This window comes from Burkholderia anthina (genome assembly GCF_902498995.1).
Taxonomy (GTDB): Bacteria; Pseudomonadota; Gammaproteobacteria; order Burkholderiales; family Burkholderiaceae; genus Burkholderia; species Burkholderia anthina.
Genome location: NZ_CABVLY010000033.1, coordinates 56,443 through 73,385, shown reverse-complemented (window position 1 = coordinate 73,385; position 16,943 = coordinate 56,443). Strand labels below are relative to the sequence as shown.

Genomic DNA, 16,943 nt, shown 5'->3' with positions numbered 1-16,943 from the left:
CCGCCGAAGGTTTATCAGCCGCGAGCGCGCCGGGCTTGCCTCGGCGAACTGATCCAGATCGACGGCAGCGATCATCGGTGGTTCGAGGAACGGGCACCGGCCTGCACGCTGTTGGTGTATGTGGACGACGCGACGAGCCGGCTGATGATGCTGCACTTCACGCAGACCGAATCGACGTTCAGCTACTTCGAGGCGACGCGGACGTATCTGGAGCGCCATGGCAAGCCCGTGGCGTTCTACAGCGACAAGTACAGCGTGTTCCGCAGCCCGACTGCGGGCAAGACCGGCAGCAGCGTGACGCAGTTTGGCCGGGCCATGTACGAGCTGAACATCGACACGTTCTGCGCGAACAGCAGTTCGGCGAAGGGACGTGTGGAACGGGCCAACCTGACGCTGCAGGACCGGTTGGTCAAGGAAATGCGCTTGCGCGGCATCAGCACGGTAGCCGACGCCAACGCGTATGCGCCCTCCTTCATCGCTGATTTCAACCGTCGCTTCGCGAAGCCGCCGCGCAGCGACTTCAATGCGCACCGGCCGCTGCGAGACGACGAGAATCTGGACCGGGTGATGACCTGGCGCGAAACGCGTCGGGTCTCGAAGTCGCTCACGGTGCTGTACGACCGGGTACTGTATTTGCTGGACGATACGCTCGAGAATCGGAAGTTGATTCATCGTTACATCGACGTCTGGGAGTATCCGGATGGTCGGATCGAGATCCGGGCTGATGGCGAGGTATTGCGATGCCGTCTTTACGACAAACTGGCAGAGGTCGATCAAGGCGCGATCATCGAACACAAGCGCCTGAGCCACGCGCTGCAAGTGGCTGAAGCGATTCAGGCGCAGCGCGATAACCGGCGGATTTCGGGTTCCCCGTCGCGCGCCAATCGAGGGCTACCGGTACGAGCCAAGGCATCGTTGCCAGGTGCCAAGAAACAGCGCGCGTTCACGGAAACTGATATCGAAGCAGCCATCCTGCAGGTCGCTTCACAAACACATCAAACGGAATCGAATCGGCGGTCTGCGAAGGCCCGCGGGTGAACGTAAGCGCCCTGCTGCTTCAAGCTCGGCGCTTCAACGTTAAAGGATGGAAAGACCGATGAAACATGCGACATCTGTATTTAGCTGGCGCTACGACATCTGAATCCGGGTATGACAACGTTGTAGGTCCCAAGTTCAGATGTCGTGTTCTGGCTATTTACAGATGTCGTGTTTTTGACTGCTGGCACGCTGACCGATAGGCTCATCCAATTGATCAAAATTTATGCCTGACACCGATCATCGCCGCCGTCGTTTGGGCGCCCGGCTCGACCGGCTGCCCATACGCGACCGGCTGGTTCATCGCGCCTTTGTTGTTGACGTGCCCGACCTGCGCATAGACCTCAGTCCGGGCAGACAGACGATAGTCGGCGCCGACCGCGATTTCGGTCGAACTGCCCGCGTACGGCGCGGCATCGTTGCGGCTGCGCAAATAGTAAAGGCCGCTCGTGAGCGTGAGCGCCGCCGAGAGTCTATAGCCCAGCCCCGCAGAGAAAAGATCGTAGTTGGCTCGCTCCGCGTGGGCCGGATTCCTGGCATTCGCATAGGATGCCGACACGGATATGCCACCCAGCGTGGTATAGCGTGCGCCGACGTAGACAAATCGATTGTTGTCGACGCCGGTTTCCTGGGCGGGATTCACGCCAGGCACGACGCCATACGCAGCGGGATACGGATTCGTGTCGTGTCCGTTGTAATACGCAGCCGCGAACACCAGCCCGTAGCCTGCGTACTTCATCACGACCGATTCGCGCGTGCCGCCCTGAAAGTGGCCTGCAACACCGCCCGGCGCATACTCCGCCGCGAACGAAAACCCGCGATAAGCTGGCGACTGATATACCAGCGCATTGTCGTCGTAGACCGCCCCGATCTGCGCGTTCGTATTGGTGCCGGGCCAGCCCGCGGCCTGATTCAGTCCGAGCAGCGCCGTGAAGATGCTGCCGAAGTACTGCGCGCCGCGCACGTCGGTGGCTTCCATCGCCCTGAATAGCGGAACGATCTGGCGGCCGGCCGTCAGCGCGCCGAACGGCCCCGACAACCCAATGGCCGCGACCTGATTGAAGATCGCCGACTGCCCCGGCGTCGAGTTGATGCTCGATTTTCCCGTGCCGCTGCTAAACGACCCCTGTAGCTGGAACAGTGCGCGGTAGCCGCCACCCAGGTCCTCCGTTCCCTTGATCCCCCACCCGCTCGAATAGATGCCTGCATCCTGGAAGCGGAAGATCTTCCCGGTACCGCGCGCGTTCGTCGCGAGCGTCGCAGCGGAGGTGCTCTGATAGAGTATGCCGCTGTCAACGGCGCCATACAGCGTCACCGACGATTGCGCATGCGCCATACCGCCGAGCAGCGCCAGCGGCAGTGCCGCCATCGCGTACTTGTTCATCTCGTCTCCTCGTTCTGCGTTATCGGTCCGGTTCGTTGGCCGGCCATTTCTGATGCGATTGCTTTCTTGATTCGAATACCTAATCAATTGACGCACGAGTGTCCGGCTCGCACTGGAACACCACCTTTTTATCAATGAGGCGCTGGATCTCGTCGGCGCGGAATCCGAAATCGCGCAGTACGGATTCCGTATCGGCGCCGACCCGAGGCGCTGCGCGCGACGCCACGTGCGAATGTCCGCCCAGCAGCACCGGCAAGCCAAGCGTGCGCGTCGTGCCGCCGCCCGGCGCGTCGACTTCCCGCACCATGCCGACCATGCGCGATTGTTCGTGCTCCAGCGCCTGCGCGACGCTCTGAACCGGGCCGGCCGGTATGCCCATTCGATCGAACCGCGCGACCCAGTGATCGACGCTGGCGTCGGCGAGTACGGCGTTGATGAGGGTCTCCAGCTCGCCGCGGTGGCGGAGTCGTTGCTGGGGAGATTCGAAGCGGGAATCGGCCATCCACTCCGGATGCCCCAGCAGTTCCGTGATGCGCGCCCAGTTCGTCTGGTTGGCGCCGCCCACGGCGATGTCGCCGTCGGCGCATCGATATACCTGGTACGGCGCGATCAGCGGATGGGCCGTTCCCGATGGTTTGCCGACAGCGCCCGTCGCGAAGTACGCTGCCGCGTACCAATACAACTGCTGCAGCGACGCCTGCAGTAGCGAGGTGTCCACGCGCTGTCCGATGCCGGTCTTCAGCCGGTGCACATAGGCGGCCAGGATGCCGAAGGCGGCGAGAATGCCGGCGTTGACGTCCGCGATCGAGACACCTGGCTTGACCGGCGGGCGACCCGGCTCCCCGGTGACGCTGATCAACCCGCTGAACGCCTGCAGGATCAGATCGAAGCCGCCCTTGTCAGCAAGCGGACCTTGCCTGCCGTAGCCGGAAATCGCGCAGTAGATGAGCGCCGGATTGATTGCGCGCAACGTGTCATAGCCGAGATCGAGTCGCTCCATGACGCCGACCCGGAAGTTTTCGGTCACCACGTCGGCGCGCGCGATCAGCCGCAACAGAACGGCGCGACCATCGGTGCTCTTCAGATCGAGTCCGACCGAATGCTTCCCCCGGTTGAGCATCATGAACGACGGAGGTAGCCCGCCTTCGCTGCCGCGCCTATAGGAGCGCGCATCGTCGCCCGCGGGGAATTTCTCGATTTTGTAAACGTCGGCGCCCAGGTCGGCAAGCATCACGCCGCACGTGGGCCCGGCCATGATCTGCGCAAGCTCGATGACCTTCACGCCAGCAAGTGGCAAATGTCCGATCGGTTCTGTGTTTCGCATCATGATTACCCGTTACGCTCCCGTGAAAACCGGCGGCCGTTTGGCCGCCAGGGCCGCCAGACCTTCGGCGAAATCCGTCGACCGCATGCTGTCGAGACACTGCTCTCGTGCGGCCCGCTCGTCGTACTCGGCATTTGCCGCCGCGTTGATGATTCGCTTCATGCCTTGCACCGCCAGCGGTGCCAGCGCGCACAGCCGGTCGATGAGCGCCCTGCACTCGGCATCCAGTTCCGTTGCTTCGACGGCCAACGTGAGGAAGCCGCAGGCGACGAGTTCGTGCGACGAAAACGTCTGCGCGGCGAGGAATGCACGCTTCGTTGCGTTCACGCCGACGCGGGACACCCAGCGCCGGATACCGCTTCCATAGAAATGCAGGCCCAGCCGCGCGGCCGGCACCGACATCCGGGTGTCGTGTGTGCCGATACGAAAATCGCATGCCAGCGCGAGATCGCTCGCCCCGCCGTACACTGCACCGTTCACGCGCGCGATCGTCGCCGCGCGCATGCCTTCGATCGCATTCGCGACTTGCTCGAACGCGGTGTCGTCATCTGTGCGCGCAGCGTCGAACGCGCCAAGGTGGTAGCCGGACGAAAACGTGCTGGTTCCGCTGCCGGTCAGCATGACAACGCGCACTGCGCGATCGTCGTTCAGCGTCGCAATGTGTTCGCGCAGCGTCGCGAGATCGCCGGGCTCCAGGCGGTTGTGAAAAGCGGGACGATTGAGCGTCAGCTCGGCCCAATCCGTGCCGTGATAGCTCAGGATCGGCGTCGTTCCGGCGTGGCGGATGCGTTCCGGGTCGTGTGTGTCGGTCATGATTCAAGTCCGGTCGATGGATGAAACGAAGCAGGCGTCATACGACGCAAGCTAGGCCAAGGTCTTCTTCACGCCGGCGAGCATCGCGCTGCCCGCGGCGCATGCGCATGCGGCCAGCACCAGCAGCCCGCCCGCCAGGCTGCCGGTCGCTTCGCGCATGAAGCCGAACATGACCGGCGCGACGAATCCGGAGCACACGCCGAGTGTGTTGATGAACGCGATGCCGCTGGCGGCAGCGCCCGCTCCCAGATACGACGTGGGAACCGGCCAGAACACCGGCACGACGCTCAACAGGCCGGCATACGCGACGGACAGCGCGCCCAGCGCGACGGGAATGGGCAGGCCGCGCGACGCCGCGACGACCAGCGCCGCTGCGCCGACGAACGCCGGGAGCGCGTAGTGCCAGCGTCGCTCCAGCTTCCGGTCGGAATGCCGCGACAGCAGGATCATGCTCACGAATGCCGCCGCCGATGGAATCGCCGCATACAGTCCGACGTGTAGCGCGCTCGTCACGCCGAAGGACTGAATGATCTGCGGCGTCCAGAAACCCAGCCCATACGCCGGCATCGTCGTCAGGAAATAGATGCCGGCCAGCCGGTACACGTAAGGGTCGCGCACTACCTCGCCGATGCCTCGGTGATGCCGTGCGCCCTCGATGCGATGCGCGGCAATCGCTTCTTCGAGTGTGGCGAGCTCCGCCCTGCTCAGCCATCCGGCGTCAGCCGGCTTGTCATCGATGCGCAGGAGTACGACGATGCCGAGCGCGATGCTCGGCACCCCCTCGACGATCAGCAGCCACTGCCAGCCTGCCAACCCCTGGGCGCCGTGCATGCCGTCCATCAGGAAACCCGCCAACGGCCCTCCGAACACGCCCGCGAGCACGGCCGCCGACATGAAGATGCCGATCACGCGCCCGCGATATGCGACCGGCAGCCACGTGCTGAAGTAGTACACGACGCCGGGGAAGAAACCGGCCTCGCATGCGCCCAGCAGCAACCGCGCCAGGTAGAACTGGGCCGGCGTACGGACCAGCGCCGTGAGGACGGATACGAGCCCCCAGCCGACCATGATCCGGCACAGCGTTTTCCGTATGCCGATGCGCTGCAAGAGCAGCCCGCTGGGTACTTCGAAAATCATGTACGCAATGAAGAACAGCCCTGCGCCCAGCCCATAGACGGCATCGCCAAATCCGGGCATCGTCTTCATCTGGATTTGCGCGAAGCTGATGTTCAGCCGGTCGAGCTGGCAAAAGAGATACGCGACGAACAGCAGCGGGACGAGCCGGATCATCACCTTCCGGCACACGCGCGCCTCTTCGGCGCCACCGTCGCGAGCTGATTGCTTGACGGCGGGCGATGCGTCCACCAGCGAACTATCCATCGATGTCTCCTTGTCTTGTGTTCCGCATCCTCAGGTCTGCCCGCAATGCACACGGCATCCATCCGGAGTTCGAAGCTTCATGTTGAAGCTGACAGGAGCGTAGTCGCGCTATACTCGGAACGACGAGAAATATCACATATGTGATTAGAAATCACACTCATGGAAAAGCAGGCATCAGTCAAATCCGCGCAGCGCGTGCTCGAATTGCTCGAGTACTTCGCCGATGTCCGGCGGCCGGCGAGCATCAAGGAAATCTGCCAGTCGCTCGGCTATCCTCAGTCGAGCACGTCGGTGCTGATGAAATCGCTCGTCGATCTGGGCTACTTCGACTACGAGCAGCGAACGCGCATGTACGTCCCGAACCTGAGACTCGCCCTGTCGACGAGCTGGATCCAGGAGGAGATGTACAGCACGCAGAGTCTGTTGCGCCTGATGGGGGACGTGCAGCAACGCACCGGGCACGCCGTGATGATTGGCGCGCAAGACGGCGTGTTCGTGCGCTACCTGCACGTGCTGCAGGCCCATGACCGAAGCCGGTTCGCGCTCAAGTCCGGTGCATTGCGTCCGTTGTTCCGCAGCGCCGCCGGCAAGATGCTGCTGACGACGAAAACCGACCGCGAAATCGAGTTGCTGCTGCATCGGGCCAACGTCGTGGAGCAGGATGTGTCGCTACGTCTGGACCTCGCGACCGCGCGCGAGGAAATTGCGCGAGTTCGTCTGGATGGCTATTCGATGTCGCGAGGGACCGCCACGCCTGGTGGCGCTGCGCTGGCGGTGCTCCTGCCGGTGAGACGCGGCGCCCCGCAGATGACGCTGAGCATTGGCGGGCCCATTGCGGAGATTCGGCGCGACAAGGCCTTCCTCCTGCGTACGCTCACCGAGCTTGTTTCCCCATTCCGGCAAGCGGTTGTTGCATAGTGCGAATGCACGATTTTCAGCAGGACGCAGACGTCCATCGATACGTTCTGCGCGAACGGCGGCACGGTGACCGACGCCAACGCTTACGCGCCCTCCTTCATCCCCATGTATAACGCGCGCTTCGCGAGGCCGCCGCGCATCGGCGTCAATGCGCACCGGCCACTACGAGACGACGCGAATCTGAACCAGGGCGATGGCCCGGCGTTAGCGAGGCGCCGCCATGGCAGGCGAGAACCCGCCACTCAACTCGCCCCGTAGATACTCCACCAGCGCGCGCACTGCGCTAGGCACGACCGGGCTGTAAGGGCGGATCGCGAAGATATGGTCTCCGAATGCGCCCGACGGACGCCACGCGCCGAGCAGCGGCACGAGATGGCCCGCGTCGATGTCGCGCTGTGCGCTGAAGTCCGGCAGCAACGCGATGCCGAGGCCGCCGAGCGCCGCCTCCCGCATCGCTTCGCTGTTGTTCGCCGCGAAACAGCCGCGCACGGGCACGCTCACGCGCGCGCGCCGCCGGTCGCGCGGCTCGAAGCTCCATGCGGTCGGTTCGTTGCCGCGCAAATAGCACAGGCAGTCGTGTTCGGCGAGCGCATTCGGATGCTCGGGCGTGCCGCGTCGCGCCAGATACTCGCGGCTCGCGACGAGCAGCGAGCGCGTCTCGCAAAGCTTCCACGCGACGTGCGTCTGCGGCGCGGTGGTCGTATGACGAATCGCGAGGTCGAAGCCTTCCTGCGACAGTGAAAACAGCCGGTCCGACAACTCCAGCTCGATGCGCACCCCCGGATACTGCTCGATGAAGGCCGGAAACAGCGGCACGATCTGCTGCCGGCCCAGCGCGACCGGCATGGTCACGCGCACGAGGCCGCGCGGCTCGCCGGCCAGATCCTTCACGCGCGCGAAGTTCATCTCGATGGTCTCGTAAGCCTCGCGCGTGCTGTCGACGAGCGTCTGCCCCGCTTCCGTGAGCCGCACGCTGCGCGTTGTCCGCCGTACGAGCGGCACGCCGGCGGCCCCCTCGAGATCGGCGATGCGCTGGCTCATGGCCGCCTTGCTGATGCCGAGCCGCTGCGCCGCGGCAGTAAAGCTCCCGGTCACGGCGAGCACCGTCAGGGAATGGATGTGCGGCCAAAGGGCTTGGGTATTTTGAGAATTCATCGTTCGATTATTCAGTATTCTGAACAGTGAATCAATTGTAGTGGGCTTCTCCCGCCGCCGTCATTTGCCTAGACTGGAGCCTTCTCAATCAGGACCACGGATCAGGAGACGACTTGATGACCACCGTTCCCGCCTTCACCTCGTCCGACGACGTCGGCCACTACATCAACGGCGCCCGGGTGCCGGGCGCAAGCGGCCGCTTCCAGGACGTATTCAATCCGGCAGCCGGCAAGGCCGCCCGCCGCGTCGCGCTCGCCGACGACAACGAGGTCGCCCAGGCGGTCGCCGCCGCACAAGCCGCCTTCCCGGCGTGGTCCGAGACGCCGCCGATCCGTCGCGCGCGCGTCATGCACCGCTTCCTGCAACTGATGAACGAGCATCGCGACACGCTCGCCGCGATCATCACCGCCGAACACGGCAAGGTGTTCTCCGACGCGCAGGGCGAAGTCGCGCGCGGCATCGACATCATCGAATTCGCCGCCGGCGTGCCGCAACTGCTCAAGGGCGACTTCACCGATCAGGTCAGCACCGGCATCGACAACTGGACGATGCGCCAGCCGCTGGGCGTCGTCGCGGGCATCACGCCGTTCAACTTCCCGTGCATGGTGCCGTGCTGGATGTTCCCGGTCGCACTCGCAACGGGCAACACGTTCGTGCTGAAGCCGAGCGAGCGCGATCCGTCGGCGGCACTGTTCATCGCCGATTTGCTGACCGAGGCGGGCCTGCCCAAGGGCGTCTTCAACGTCGTGCAGGGCGGCAAGAACGCGGTCGACGCGCTCATCGATCATCCGGACGTGCAAGCGGTCAGCTTCGTCGGCTCGACGCCGATCGCGCACTACGTACACCAGCGCGCATCGCAAAACGGCAAGCGCGCGCAGGCGCTCGGCGGTGCGAAGAACCATATGGTCGTGATGCCCGACGCGAACCTCGATCAAGCGGTCGACGGACTGATCGGCGCCGCCTACGGCTCGGCCGGCGAGCGCTGCATGGCGATCAGCGTCGCGGTGCTGGTCGGCGACATCGGCGATCGCATCGTCGAGAAGCTCGCAGAGCGCGCGAAATCGCTCGTCATCGGCGACGGCATGTCGCCGGAAGTCGAAATGGGCCCGATCGTCACGGGTGAGGCGCTGAAGCGGATCGAAGGCTACATCGATATCGGTGTGCAGGAAGGCGCGAAGCTCGTCGTCGACGGCCGCGGCCTGAAGGTGCCCGGCCGCGAGGAAGGCTTCTTCACCGGCGGCACGCTGTTCGACAACGTGACGACCGATATGCGCATCTACAAGGAAGAAATCTTCGGGCCGGTGCTCGCATGCGTGCGCGTGAAGGATTTTGCCGAAGCCGTGAACCTGATCAATGCGCACGAGTTCGGCAACGGCGTCGCGTGCTATACGAGCGACGGCGGCATCGCGCGAGAATTCGCGCGCCGCATCCAGGTCGGCATGGTCGGCATCAACGTGCCGATTCCCGTGCCGATGGCGTGGCACGGGTTCGGCGGCTGGAAGAAGAGCCTGTTCGGCGACATGCATGCATACGGCGAAGAAGGCGTGCGCTTCTATACGAAGCAAAAGTCGATCATGCAGCGCTGGTCGTCGAGCATCGGCAAGGGGGCGGAATTCGCCATGCCGACCGCGAAATAAGCGCGGGGGCTTGGCGGGTTCTTCAACTGGCAATACCCGTGCGCACGGGCCCTGCTCGTCGTCCTGAGTGGGCTCCGCCGCGAGCGTTTGGGTTCGGTGCGGCATCCGGATGGATGCCGCACTTTTTTGCGTGCCATCCGTCGCGGTTGAGCGCGACGGACTGCCGCAAACCATTTCGGCGCGACGGGCAGCACGCGCGCCGCCCCGCTGCTGGCTCGACTTACAGCGCCCGCACGATGCCGCCGTCGACGCGGATGTTCTGCCCGGTGATATAGCCGGCGCCTTCGGACAGCAGGAACGTCACCGTTTGCGCGATCTCCTGCGTCTTGCCGAAACGGCCCACCGGAATGCGGGCAACGATTTCGGGCGTCTCCGGCCAGCTGTCGATGAAGCCCGGCAGCACCGAATTGATGCGGATGTTGTCCTTCGCATAGCGATCCGCGTACAGGCGCGTGAAGGAGCTGAGCGCCGAGCGCAGCGCGGACGACACCGGCATGGCCTGCTCGGGCGCATCGGCCGCGAAGCTCGAAATATTGACCACCGCACCGCCGCCCTGCTTCAGGAAAACCGGCGTCACGCGGCGCAGCACGCGCACGACGTTGAGCACGATCAGATCGAGCCCTTCGTGCCACTTGCTGTCTTCGAGTGAGAGCAAGTCGCCCTTCGGCGGATGCCCGGTGTTGTTGACGACCGCGTCGATGCGGCCGTACTTCGCGAGTGTCTCGTTGACGAAGCGCTCGATATCGGCGTCTTCGGTGACCGACCCCGCGATGCCTAACCCGCCGAGTTCCTTCGCCAGTTCGACGGCACTGCCGGACGGCGACATCAACGCGACGCGATAGCCGTTGCTGGCGAGATCCCGCGCGATCGCGGCGCCCATGCCCTTGCCCGCCGCCGTCACTAAAGCCACTTTCTCTACAGTCATGCTGTTCTCCTGGATAGGTCGGCGGTACGCCGTATTCGATCTCGATACATCAATCTATACGAGCACTCTAGGACTCTATAATGCAATTGTCGAACGATGATTTCTCCAGTCACCCTGTAGAATTTCTACTGCATGAAGGCTCTTTTGCGTACCCGCCGGTTTCCGCCGCTCAATGCGCTTCGCGCGTTCGAGGCGTCGGCGCGCCACCTCAATTTCCGGCTGGCCGCCGATGAACTCGGCGTGACCCAGGGCGCGGTCGCGCAGCAGGTCAGGCATCTGGAAGACGCCGTGGACGTTCAGCTCTTTCGGCGCTTGCCGCGAGGGCTCGCGCTGACCCGCGACGGGCTCGAGTATTTCTCGTCGGTTCAGCGCGCGCTGCAGATCATCTCCGACGCAACGGACGCGCTGGGCCGGCGCGCGACGATTCTTACCGTCAGCACGACGCCTTCGTTCGCGTCGAAGTGGTTGATTCCGAGATTGTCGGACTTCAGCCGGCTGCATCCCGACATCGAGGTGCGCGTCATCGCCGACGAACGGCTCGCGACGTTCAGGGCCGATGGCGTCGACATTGCGATTCGACTGTGCAAGCCGCCGTTCCCGCCCGGGTTGACCGGCGAGTTGCTGTTTCCGCTCGATATTTTCGCCGTCGGCAGCCCGAAATTGCTCGATGGCAATCCGCCGATCCGGAAGCCCGCCGACTTGTCGAAACACGTGCTGCTGCACGACGCCCACGATCTGTGGCCCGAATTCATCCGCAAGCTCGACGGAAACGTTCAGGCCGATCCGACCAAAGGGCCGCGGTTCAGCCAGACCCTGCTCGCCATCGACGCGGCAGTCGCGGGGCAAGGCATCGCGCTGACCAGCGAGCCGCTGGTCGAGCGCGATATCGCGGATGGCAGGCTACGACGCGCCTTCGACTTTTCCTTCCCGATGACGCTCGGGTTCTACGTTGTCTTTCCGCAGGCGAACGTGCATCCGGAAGCGCTCGAGGCCATGCGCGACTGGTTGTTTGCGCAGTACGGGGGCGCCCGTTGATACGGCGGTTCAACGCGGGTAAAACGCTGCCGCGCAGGGGTTCCCTGCCCTGACTTTGATCGACACTCGTTCGGCGATACGCTTGAGCCGTGCGGCAACAGGCGGCGACGCCACGGCCCCTGAGTGGCCCTGCGAACCAGTTGCCGAAAGCGTCATCTTGATCGATCCCGCCCGGTTCAGTGGGAAGCCCTTCCCGCGCTTGCCGGCAACATGCCTCGCGGCAATCCCCCGAAACGAAAGCACGCCACCATGCCTGAACCGCAGCGCCGCACGCCGATTCCGCGCGATTTTGCATAGGACCTTTCCTGTGCAGCGCCTTAATCGCCCGTCGCACGATCTCCAATAATGGCCGCTCGATCCGTCGGCCGAGCGCGCCGACGCGACCCGTCGGCGATCGACGCCGGACCAACGATAAAAAATCCTATGCATTCCTATAAAACGAATCGACCCGCCCGCACCGCCGTGACGCACGCCGCCCGCCGCGGCCGGCTCGCATCGGGCAAGACCGCGGGGACGGTCATTGCCGCCTGCATCGTCCCGTTCGTGCCCGGCATCGCACAGGCACAAAGCAGCGTCACGCTGTACGGCCTGATCGACACGTCGATCACCTACGCGACCAACCAGCGCACGCAAGGCGCCGGTTCGCCCGGCAGCGGCAGCGTCGCGATGACGAGCGGCGCATTGAACGCATCGCGCTGGGGGTTGCGCGGCCGCGAGGATCTCGGCGGCGGCACGGCCGCGGTCTTCGCGCTCGAAAGCGGTTTCTCGGGAACGACCGGCAAGCTGTCGCAGAAAGGCGTCGACCTGTTCGGCCGTCAGGCGTGGATCGGCGTCGGCTCGCGCGCGGCCGGCACGCTGACGTTCGGCCGCCAGTACGACGAGATCCTCGAGTTCGTGACGCCGCTCGGCGCGGCGGGCCCCGGCTGGGGCGGCAACCTCGCGGTGCACCCGTACGACAACGACGACTCGAACCGCAACCTGCGCATCAACAACGCGGTGAAGTACACGAGCCCGACCTATCGCGGGCTGACGTTCGGCGCGATGTTCGGGTTCTCGAACAAGGCCGGCGAGTTTTCGAACAACGCCGTCTGGAGTGCCGGGCTCGGCTATGCCAACGGGCCGGTGAAGCTCGGCGCCGGCTATCTGAAGATCAGCCGCGATCGCAACGCGCCGAACCCGGACGGTGCGCTCAGCACGGTCGACGGGTCCGCGACGATCACGGGCGGCAACCAGCAGATCTGGTCGGTTGCCGGGCGCTATATGTTCGGCCCGCACTCGGTCGGCGCCGCATGGTCGCACTCGACGACCGACGGCGTGACCGGCGTGCTGCAGGGCGGCGACATCACGCCGCTCAAGGGCGAATCGTTGGTCTTCGACAACTTCACGGTCGATGGCCGCTTCGTCGTTACGCCGGCGTTCAGCCTGGCCGCCGCGTACACGTACACGATGGGCCGTTTCGACAGCCGCGCGGGCCAGACGCGTCCGAAATGGAACCATGTCGTCGCGCAAGCCGACTACGCATTCTCGAAGCGCACGGATGCGTATCTGGAAGGCGTCTATCAAAGCGTGAGCGGCGGCAACGGCAATCCGGCGTTCAACGCGACCGTCTGGACGATGACGCCTTCCGCCAACAGCAACCAGCTCGTCGTCGCGCTGGGGTTGCGGCACAAGTTTTGACGGCGACGTCGCTTCACGCGCAGGGCCGCGTTTTAAGCCTCGCTTAATCGTCGCTGCCTACGCTGAAAGGGCCGCGCGCAGGCGCGGCCTTTTCGCTGCGATGCACGTTCGCCCCGAGCGCGAATCCGCATGCGCGAAGCCGGCAAGCCAACGTGACGCGCCCGCGATGCGGGCGCGGCGGCGCATGCTTGCCGTGCGCTGCGCGCACCCTGTGCGCGGCGCCTTTCGACGATGGCGGAGCCTGTCATGAACACGCCTTCCCTTCCGCTTGAACCCATCGACACGCATCGGCGCACGTTGCTCGTCGCGACGACCGTCACCGGCGGTATCGGCTGCATCGCGACCGCGGTTCCGTTCATCGATTCGATGTCGCCGCCGGCGAGCGCACTGGCGGCCGGTGCACCGGTCACGGTCGACATCGGCGGTCTGGCCGAAGGCGCGATGATGACGGTCGGCTGGCGCGGCAAACCGGTCTTCATCGTCAACCGGACGGCGGCGATGCTCGACGCCGTCACGAAAGCCACGCCGATGGTCGCGGATCCGGACACGCTGCATCCGTTCTCGATGCCGTTGCCCGACTACTGCCGCAACCCGTTCCGCGCGCGGGCCGACCGCCGTAATCTGCTGGTCGTTGTCGGCGTCTGCACGCATCTGGGCTGCACGCCGATTCCACGCTTCCAGCCGGGCGCGCAGCCGAACCTGCCCGACGACTGGCCCGGCGGGTTCCTGTGCCCGTGTCACGGCTCGACCTACGATCTCGCGGGGCGCGTGTTCCGCGACAAGCCCGCACCGCAGAACCTGGACGTACCGCGTTATCTGTTCACGTCGCACACCGGACTCGTGATCGGCCGGGACGAACACGGCGACGCGTAACGCGTAGCGAGCCCGGGCGCGGCCGCCGATCGCGCATCCGGCGCCGCTCGCGCGAGCAAGAACGCGTCCTGCGCGCCTCCGCTCGAAATAGACGGAGATACTGGTCACGCTGTGACATTTTTCCTAATCTAATTGCAGCGGCGCCGTCATTCGGCGTTCCGGCCTCGACAATCTTTCATATGGCGCACCGCCGGCTTACGAAAGCGCTCGCGTCGCTGACGAAAAGCCGGCACTTTCGCGCCAGTCGCGGCCGGATACGTGACGTGGCCGTTTGCACGCACGACGCTTTCCACGCAGTCAACCGCAGGAGACGCACAATGAGCAAAACGAACCGATTTGCGGTCCTGGCAATCTTCGCACTGCTGGCGGGTTGCCACCACGCGGCGAAAACCCCCGAGAACGCCGGAATGACGCCCCCGCCTTCGAGCCAGGCGGTCGCCACGGTGACGGCCGACGATCTCGACAATCCGAACAGCCCGCTCGCGAAGCGCAGCGTCTATTTCGATTTCGACGACTACTCGGTGAAGCCGGAATACCAATCGCTGCTGCAGGCGCACGCGAACTACCTACGCAGCCATCCGGCGCGCCACGTGCTGATCCAGGGCAACACCGACGAACGCGGCACGTCCGAATACAACCTCGCGCTCGGCGAACGCCGTTCGCAGGCCGTGATGAGCGCGCTCGAAACGCTGGGCGTGCCGGGCTCGCAGCTGGAGGCCGTCAGCCTCGGCAAGGAAAAGCCGGTCGCGCTCGGTCACGACGAAGCGTCGTGGGCGCAAAACCGCCGCGCCGATCTCGTCTATCGTTGACCGGATGCCGCCGCAACGGCGGCATCGTCGCAACGCGTCACCCGCAGCGCAGCGACATCGCCGGGGCGAATCGCCCGCCCCGGCCGTCTGCCGCTGCGCGATCCGGACGCGCGCGGGTTCGCGTCAGCTCGTCTGTTCCATGCGCGCCATCATCCCCGCCGTCTCGTCGCGGCCGAGCGCGCCGCGCAGCGCGAGCCCGTACACGATCACGCTCCACACCGACACGATCAGGATGTCCCAGCCGAAGTGCATGATGCCGAGGCCGCCGCCGATTCCGCCGAGCCACGACAGCAACCATAATCCGCCAAACCAGGGCAGCAGCCACGCAATGTGCTTCCAGCCGAAATCGTGCGCGCTGCGGCGCAGGATCGCGTGGTGGTAGATCGCATACGCGACGAAACCGATCGCGACGAGCGAGAACAGGAAGTTGTTGGTGCGAAAGCCGGTCCAGTAGATCACGAGATCGCTGCACACGAACGCGAGCGGCGCGAACAGGCCGGCACCGCGCATGCGGAACTGCCGCTCCATGTCGGGCAGGTTGCGGCGCAGGACCATCAGCGCGACGGGGCCGAGCCCGTAAGTGAGCACCGTGACCGACGTGATGTAGTTGACCATCTGCTGCCACGCAGGAAACGGCAGCAGGAACACGACGCCGAACGCCCACATCACGACCACCGACATCCACGGAATACGGTTGCCGTTCAGACGTGTCAGCGCGCGCGGGCCGGCTTCGAGCTCGCCCGCCGCGAACAGGATGCGCGAGCCGCCCGTCATGTACATCAGCCCGGTTCCGCCCGGCGACACGTACGCGTCGATGTAAAGCAGCGTCGCCATCCAGCCCAGCCCGAGCGTGGCGGCGAGGCCCGCGAACGGCCCGGTTTCGCCGGTGAAGCTCAGATGGTTCCAGCCGCGCGCGAGATCGGCCGGCGACAGCGCATAGATGAATGCGACCTGCAGCAGGATGTAGATCGCGGCCGCGAGCAGCACCGCACCGATCACCGCGAGCGGGATGTTGCGGCGCGGATTGGCGCTCTCGCCGCCCAGGTCGATCGCCGTGCGAAAGCCGAGATAGCTGAACACGATCCCGGCCGCCGGCAGCGCGGTGAACATGCCGGACAGGCTGTAGCTGTCGGGCGCGGCCTGCATCACGCCCCAGTGCGTGCTCGCGCCGAGCAGCCCGGCGATCGTGACGAGCGGCACGCCGATCTTCCACCACGTGATCGTCGAATTCACGTTCAGCAGCCAGCGCACGACCATCAGGTTCAGCAGCGCCATCACGCCGAGCAGCGCGGCGCACGTCGCGAAGCCGGTCGCGGTGAGCAGCCCTGCGCTGCCCGGGCGGATGAACCACGGCAGATAGTTGTTCGCGTAGGTGACGATCGCTTCGGCTTCGACGGCCGGCACGGGCACGTACGCGAGAAACAGCAGCCAGCACCAGATGCGTCCCAGTCCTTCTCCGTGACTGGCGTGACTCATGTGAACGAGCGCGCCGCTACGTGGAAACAGCGCGGCCAGCTCGGCAAAACACAGTGCGATCAACAGGATGATGATCGCGCCGAGCACCCAGCTGCCGATGCTCAGCGGTCCGGCGATCCTCGATGCGTGATACGCGCCGAACAACCAGCCTGACCCGACCATGCTGGTCGTGCTGGCGAACAGCAAGCCGACGATGCCGGCATCGCGTCGTAGCTTGCCTTCGAGGTTGAGGCTTGAGGTCGTGCTCATGCGAGACTCCTTGCAAACGACCTCCCCCTGCATGATTGATTGATTTTTTGACCCGTTCGACGGCCGGCGGACACGAGCCCCGCCGCGTGCGGGACCGGTTCGGAACAGGGCGGGAAGTGCCGCGGCCGGCGGCGAGATGCGGCGATCGATCCAGAACGGAGGCGTCGCGCGGGTATGGGCCTTGCGGGGCGTCGGTCGCCGCACGTCGGATGGGACGGGCGGCGATCCGCTGGAGACGGGTCATCTCGTGATA

14 protein-coding genes and 1 pseudogene are annotated in these 16,943 nt (G+C 65.0%); 8 read left to right on the top strand and 7 right to left on the bottom strand.

The window, feature by feature from the left end; all coding sequences use genetic code 11:
• The coding region (locus BME24068_RS30845; protein ID WP_174928320.1) for an ISNCY family transposase at positions 1-1,038 on the top strand (1,038 nt) is incomplete at its 5' end.
• Between the two features lie 214 nt (positions 1,039-1,252).
• Here BME24068_RS30845 and BME24068_RS30840 read toward each other — a convergent pair.
• The 4 genes from BME24068_RS30840 to BME24068_RS30825 form a co-directional block, all read right to left on the bottom strand.
• Positions 1,253-2,419, bottom strand: coding sequence for a porin (locus BME24068_RS30840; RefSeq protein WP_174928319.1), 1,167 nt, complete (start codon positions 2,417-2,419; stop codon positions 1,253-1,255).
• A 79-nt stretch (positions 2,420-2,498) separates the two neighbouring features.
• On the bottom strand, positions 2,499-3,743 hold the full coding sequence (locus BME24068_RS30835; protein WP_174928321.1) for a CaiB/BaiF CoA transferase family protein: 1,245 nt from the start codon (positions 3,741-3,743) through the stop codon (positions 2,499-2,501).
• 12 nt (positions 3,744-3,755) lie between these two features.
• Positions 3,756-4,556, bottom strand: coding sequence for an enoyl-CoA hydratase/isomerase family protein (locus BME24068_RS30830; protein ID WP_174928318.1), 801 nt, complete (start codon positions 4,554-4,556; stop codon positions 3,756-3,758).
• A gap of 51 nt (positions 4,557-4,607) precedes the next feature.
• Entirely contained in the window at positions 4,608-5,936 is a 1,329-nt protein-coding gene (locus BME24068_RS30825) for an MFS transporter (protein WP_174928317.1), read from the bottom strand.
• Positions 5,937-6,095: 159 nt separating this feature from the next.
• Between BME24068_RS30825 and BME24068_RS30820 the strand changes: the two genes are divergently transcribed.
• Together BME24068_RS30820 and BME24068_RS35590 are read left to right on the top strand one after the other, a co-directional pair.
• Positions 6,096-6,854, top strand: coding sequence for an IclR family transcriptional regulator (locus BME24068_RS30820; protein WP_096499390.1), 759 nt, complete (start codon positions 6,096-6,098; stop codon positions 6,852-6,854).
• A gap of 27 nt (positions 6,855-6,881) precedes the next feature.
• A pseudogene (locus BME24068_RS35590) lies at positions 6,882-7,040 on the top strand (ISNCY family transposase); the annotation flags it as partial.
• Positions 7,041-7,058: 18 nt separating this feature from the next.
• Here BME24068_RS35590 and BME24068_RS30815 read toward each other — a convergent pair.
• The gene (locus tag BME24068_RS30815; protein WP_096499394.1) at positions 7,059-8,009 is read right to left on the bottom strand and encodes a LysR family transcriptional regulator; all 951 of its coding nucleotides are present in this window, start codon (positions 8,007-8,009) and stop codon (positions 7,059-7,061) included.
• 116 nt (positions 8,010-8,125) lie between these two features.
• On the opposite strand from BME24068_RS30815, the gene BME24068_RS30810 reads away from it, so the two are divergent.
• On the top strand, positions 8,126-9,646 hold the full coding sequence (locus BME24068_RS30810) for a CoA-acylating methylmalonate-semialdehyde dehydrogenase (RefSeq protein ID WP_096499396.1): 1,521 nt from the start codon (positions 8,126-8,128) through the stop codon (positions 9,644-9,646).
• 220 nt (positions 9,647-9,866) lie between these two features.
• On the opposite strand, the gene BME24068_RS30805 is transcribed toward BME24068_RS30810, so the two are convergent.
• A complete protein-coding gene (locus BME24068_RS30805) occupies positions 9,867-10,571 on the bottom strand; it encodes an SDR family oxidoreductase (RefSeq protein WP_096499398.1) in 705 nt (234 codons plus the stop codon).
• A gap of 132 nt (positions 10,572-10,703) precedes the next feature.
• Between BME24068_RS30805 and gcvA the strand changes: the two genes are divergently transcribed.
• The 4 genes from gcvA (at position 10,704) to pal (ending at position 14,965) form a co-directional block, all read left to right on the top strand.
• The gene (gene gcvA / locus BME24068_RS30800) at positions 10,704-11,606 is read left to right on the top strand and encodes a transcriptional regulator GcvA (protein WP_174928316.1); all 903 of its coding nucleotides are present in this window, start codon (positions 10,704-10,706) and stop codon (positions 11,604-11,606) included.
• A gap of 423 nt (positions 11,607-12,029) precedes the next feature.
• Positions 12,030-13,283 (top strand): porin, encoded by a 1,254-nt coding sequence (locus tag BME24068_RS30795; RefSeq protein ID WP_174928315.1) that lies wholly within the window; start codon positions 12,030-12,032, stop codon positions 13,281-13,283.
• 246 nt (positions 13,284-13,529) lie between these two features.
• Entirely contained in the window at positions 13,530-14,156 is a 627-nt protein-coding gene (gene petA, locus BME24068_RS30790; RefSeq protein ID WP_174928314.1) for a ubiquinol-cytochrome c reductase iron-sulfur subunit, read from the top strand.
• 317 nt (positions 14,157-14,473) lie between these two features.
• Positions 14,474-14,965, top strand: coding sequence for a peptidoglycan-associated lipoprotein Pal (gene pal / locus BME24068_RS30785; protein ID WP_096499406.1), 492 nt, complete (start codon positions 14,474-14,476; stop codon positions 14,963-14,965).
• Positions 14,966-15,088: 123 nt separating this feature from the next.
• On the opposite strand, the gene BME24068_RS30780 is transcribed toward pal, so the two are convergent.
• Positions 15,089-16,690 (bottom strand): APC family permease, encoded by a 1,602-nt coding sequence (locus BME24068_RS30780; protein ID WP_174928313.1) that lies wholly within the window; start codon positions 16,688-16,690, stop codon positions 15,089-15,091.
• Positions 16,691-16,943: the final 253 nt, after the last annotated feature.

Coding starts and splice junctions, on each gene's coding strand:
- pal (WP_096499406.1), top strand. CDS start 14,474: ATGAGCAAAACGAACCGATTTGCGGTCCTGGCAATCTTCGCACTGCTG.
- BME24068_RS30825 (WP_174928317.1), bottom strand. CDS start 5,936: ATGGATAGTTCGCTGGTGGACGCATCGCCCGCCGTCAAGCAATCAGCT.
- BME24068_RS30815 (WP_096499394.1), bottom strand. CDS start 8,009: ATGAATTCTCAAAATACCCAAGCCCTTTGGCCGCACATCCATTCCCTG.
- BME24068_RS30780 (WP_174928313.1), bottom strand. CDS start 16,690: ATGAGCACGACCTCAAGCCTCAACCTCGAAGGCAAGCTACGACGCGAT.
- BME24068_RS30835 (WP_174928321.1), bottom strand. CDS start 3,743: ATGCGAAACACAGAACCGATCGGACATTTGCCACTTGCTGGCGTGAAG.
- petA (WP_174928314.1), top strand. CDS start 13,530: ATGAACACGCCTTCCCTTCCGCTTGAACCCATCGACACGCATCGGCGC.
- BME24068_RS30810 (WP_096499396.1), top strand. CDS start 8,126: ATGACCACCGTTCCCGCCTTCACCTCGTCCGACGACGTCGGCCACTAC.
- gcvA (WP_174928316.1), top strand. CDS start 10,704: ATGAAGGCTCTTTTGCGTACCCGCCGGTTTCCGCCGCTCAATGCGCTT.
- BME24068_RS30820 (WP_096499390.1), top strand. CDS start 6,096: ATGGAAAAGCAGGCATCAGTCAAATCCGCGCAGCGCGTGCTCGAATTG.
- BME24068_RS30805 (WP_096499398.1), bottom strand. CDS start 10,571: ATGACTGTAGAGAAAGTGGCTTTAGTGACGGCGGCGGGCAAGGGCATG.
- BME24068_RS30830 (WP_174928318.1), bottom strand. CDS start 4,556: ATGACCGACACACACGACCCGGAACGCATCCGCCACGCCGGAACGACG.
- BME24068_RS30840 (WP_174928319.1), bottom strand. CDS start 2,419: ATGAACAAGTACGCGATGGCGGCACTGCCGCTGGCGCTGCTCGGCGGT.
- BME24068_RS30795 (WP_174928315.1), top strand. CDS start 12,030: ATGCATTCCTATAAAACGAATCGACCCGCCCGCACCGCCGTGACGCAC.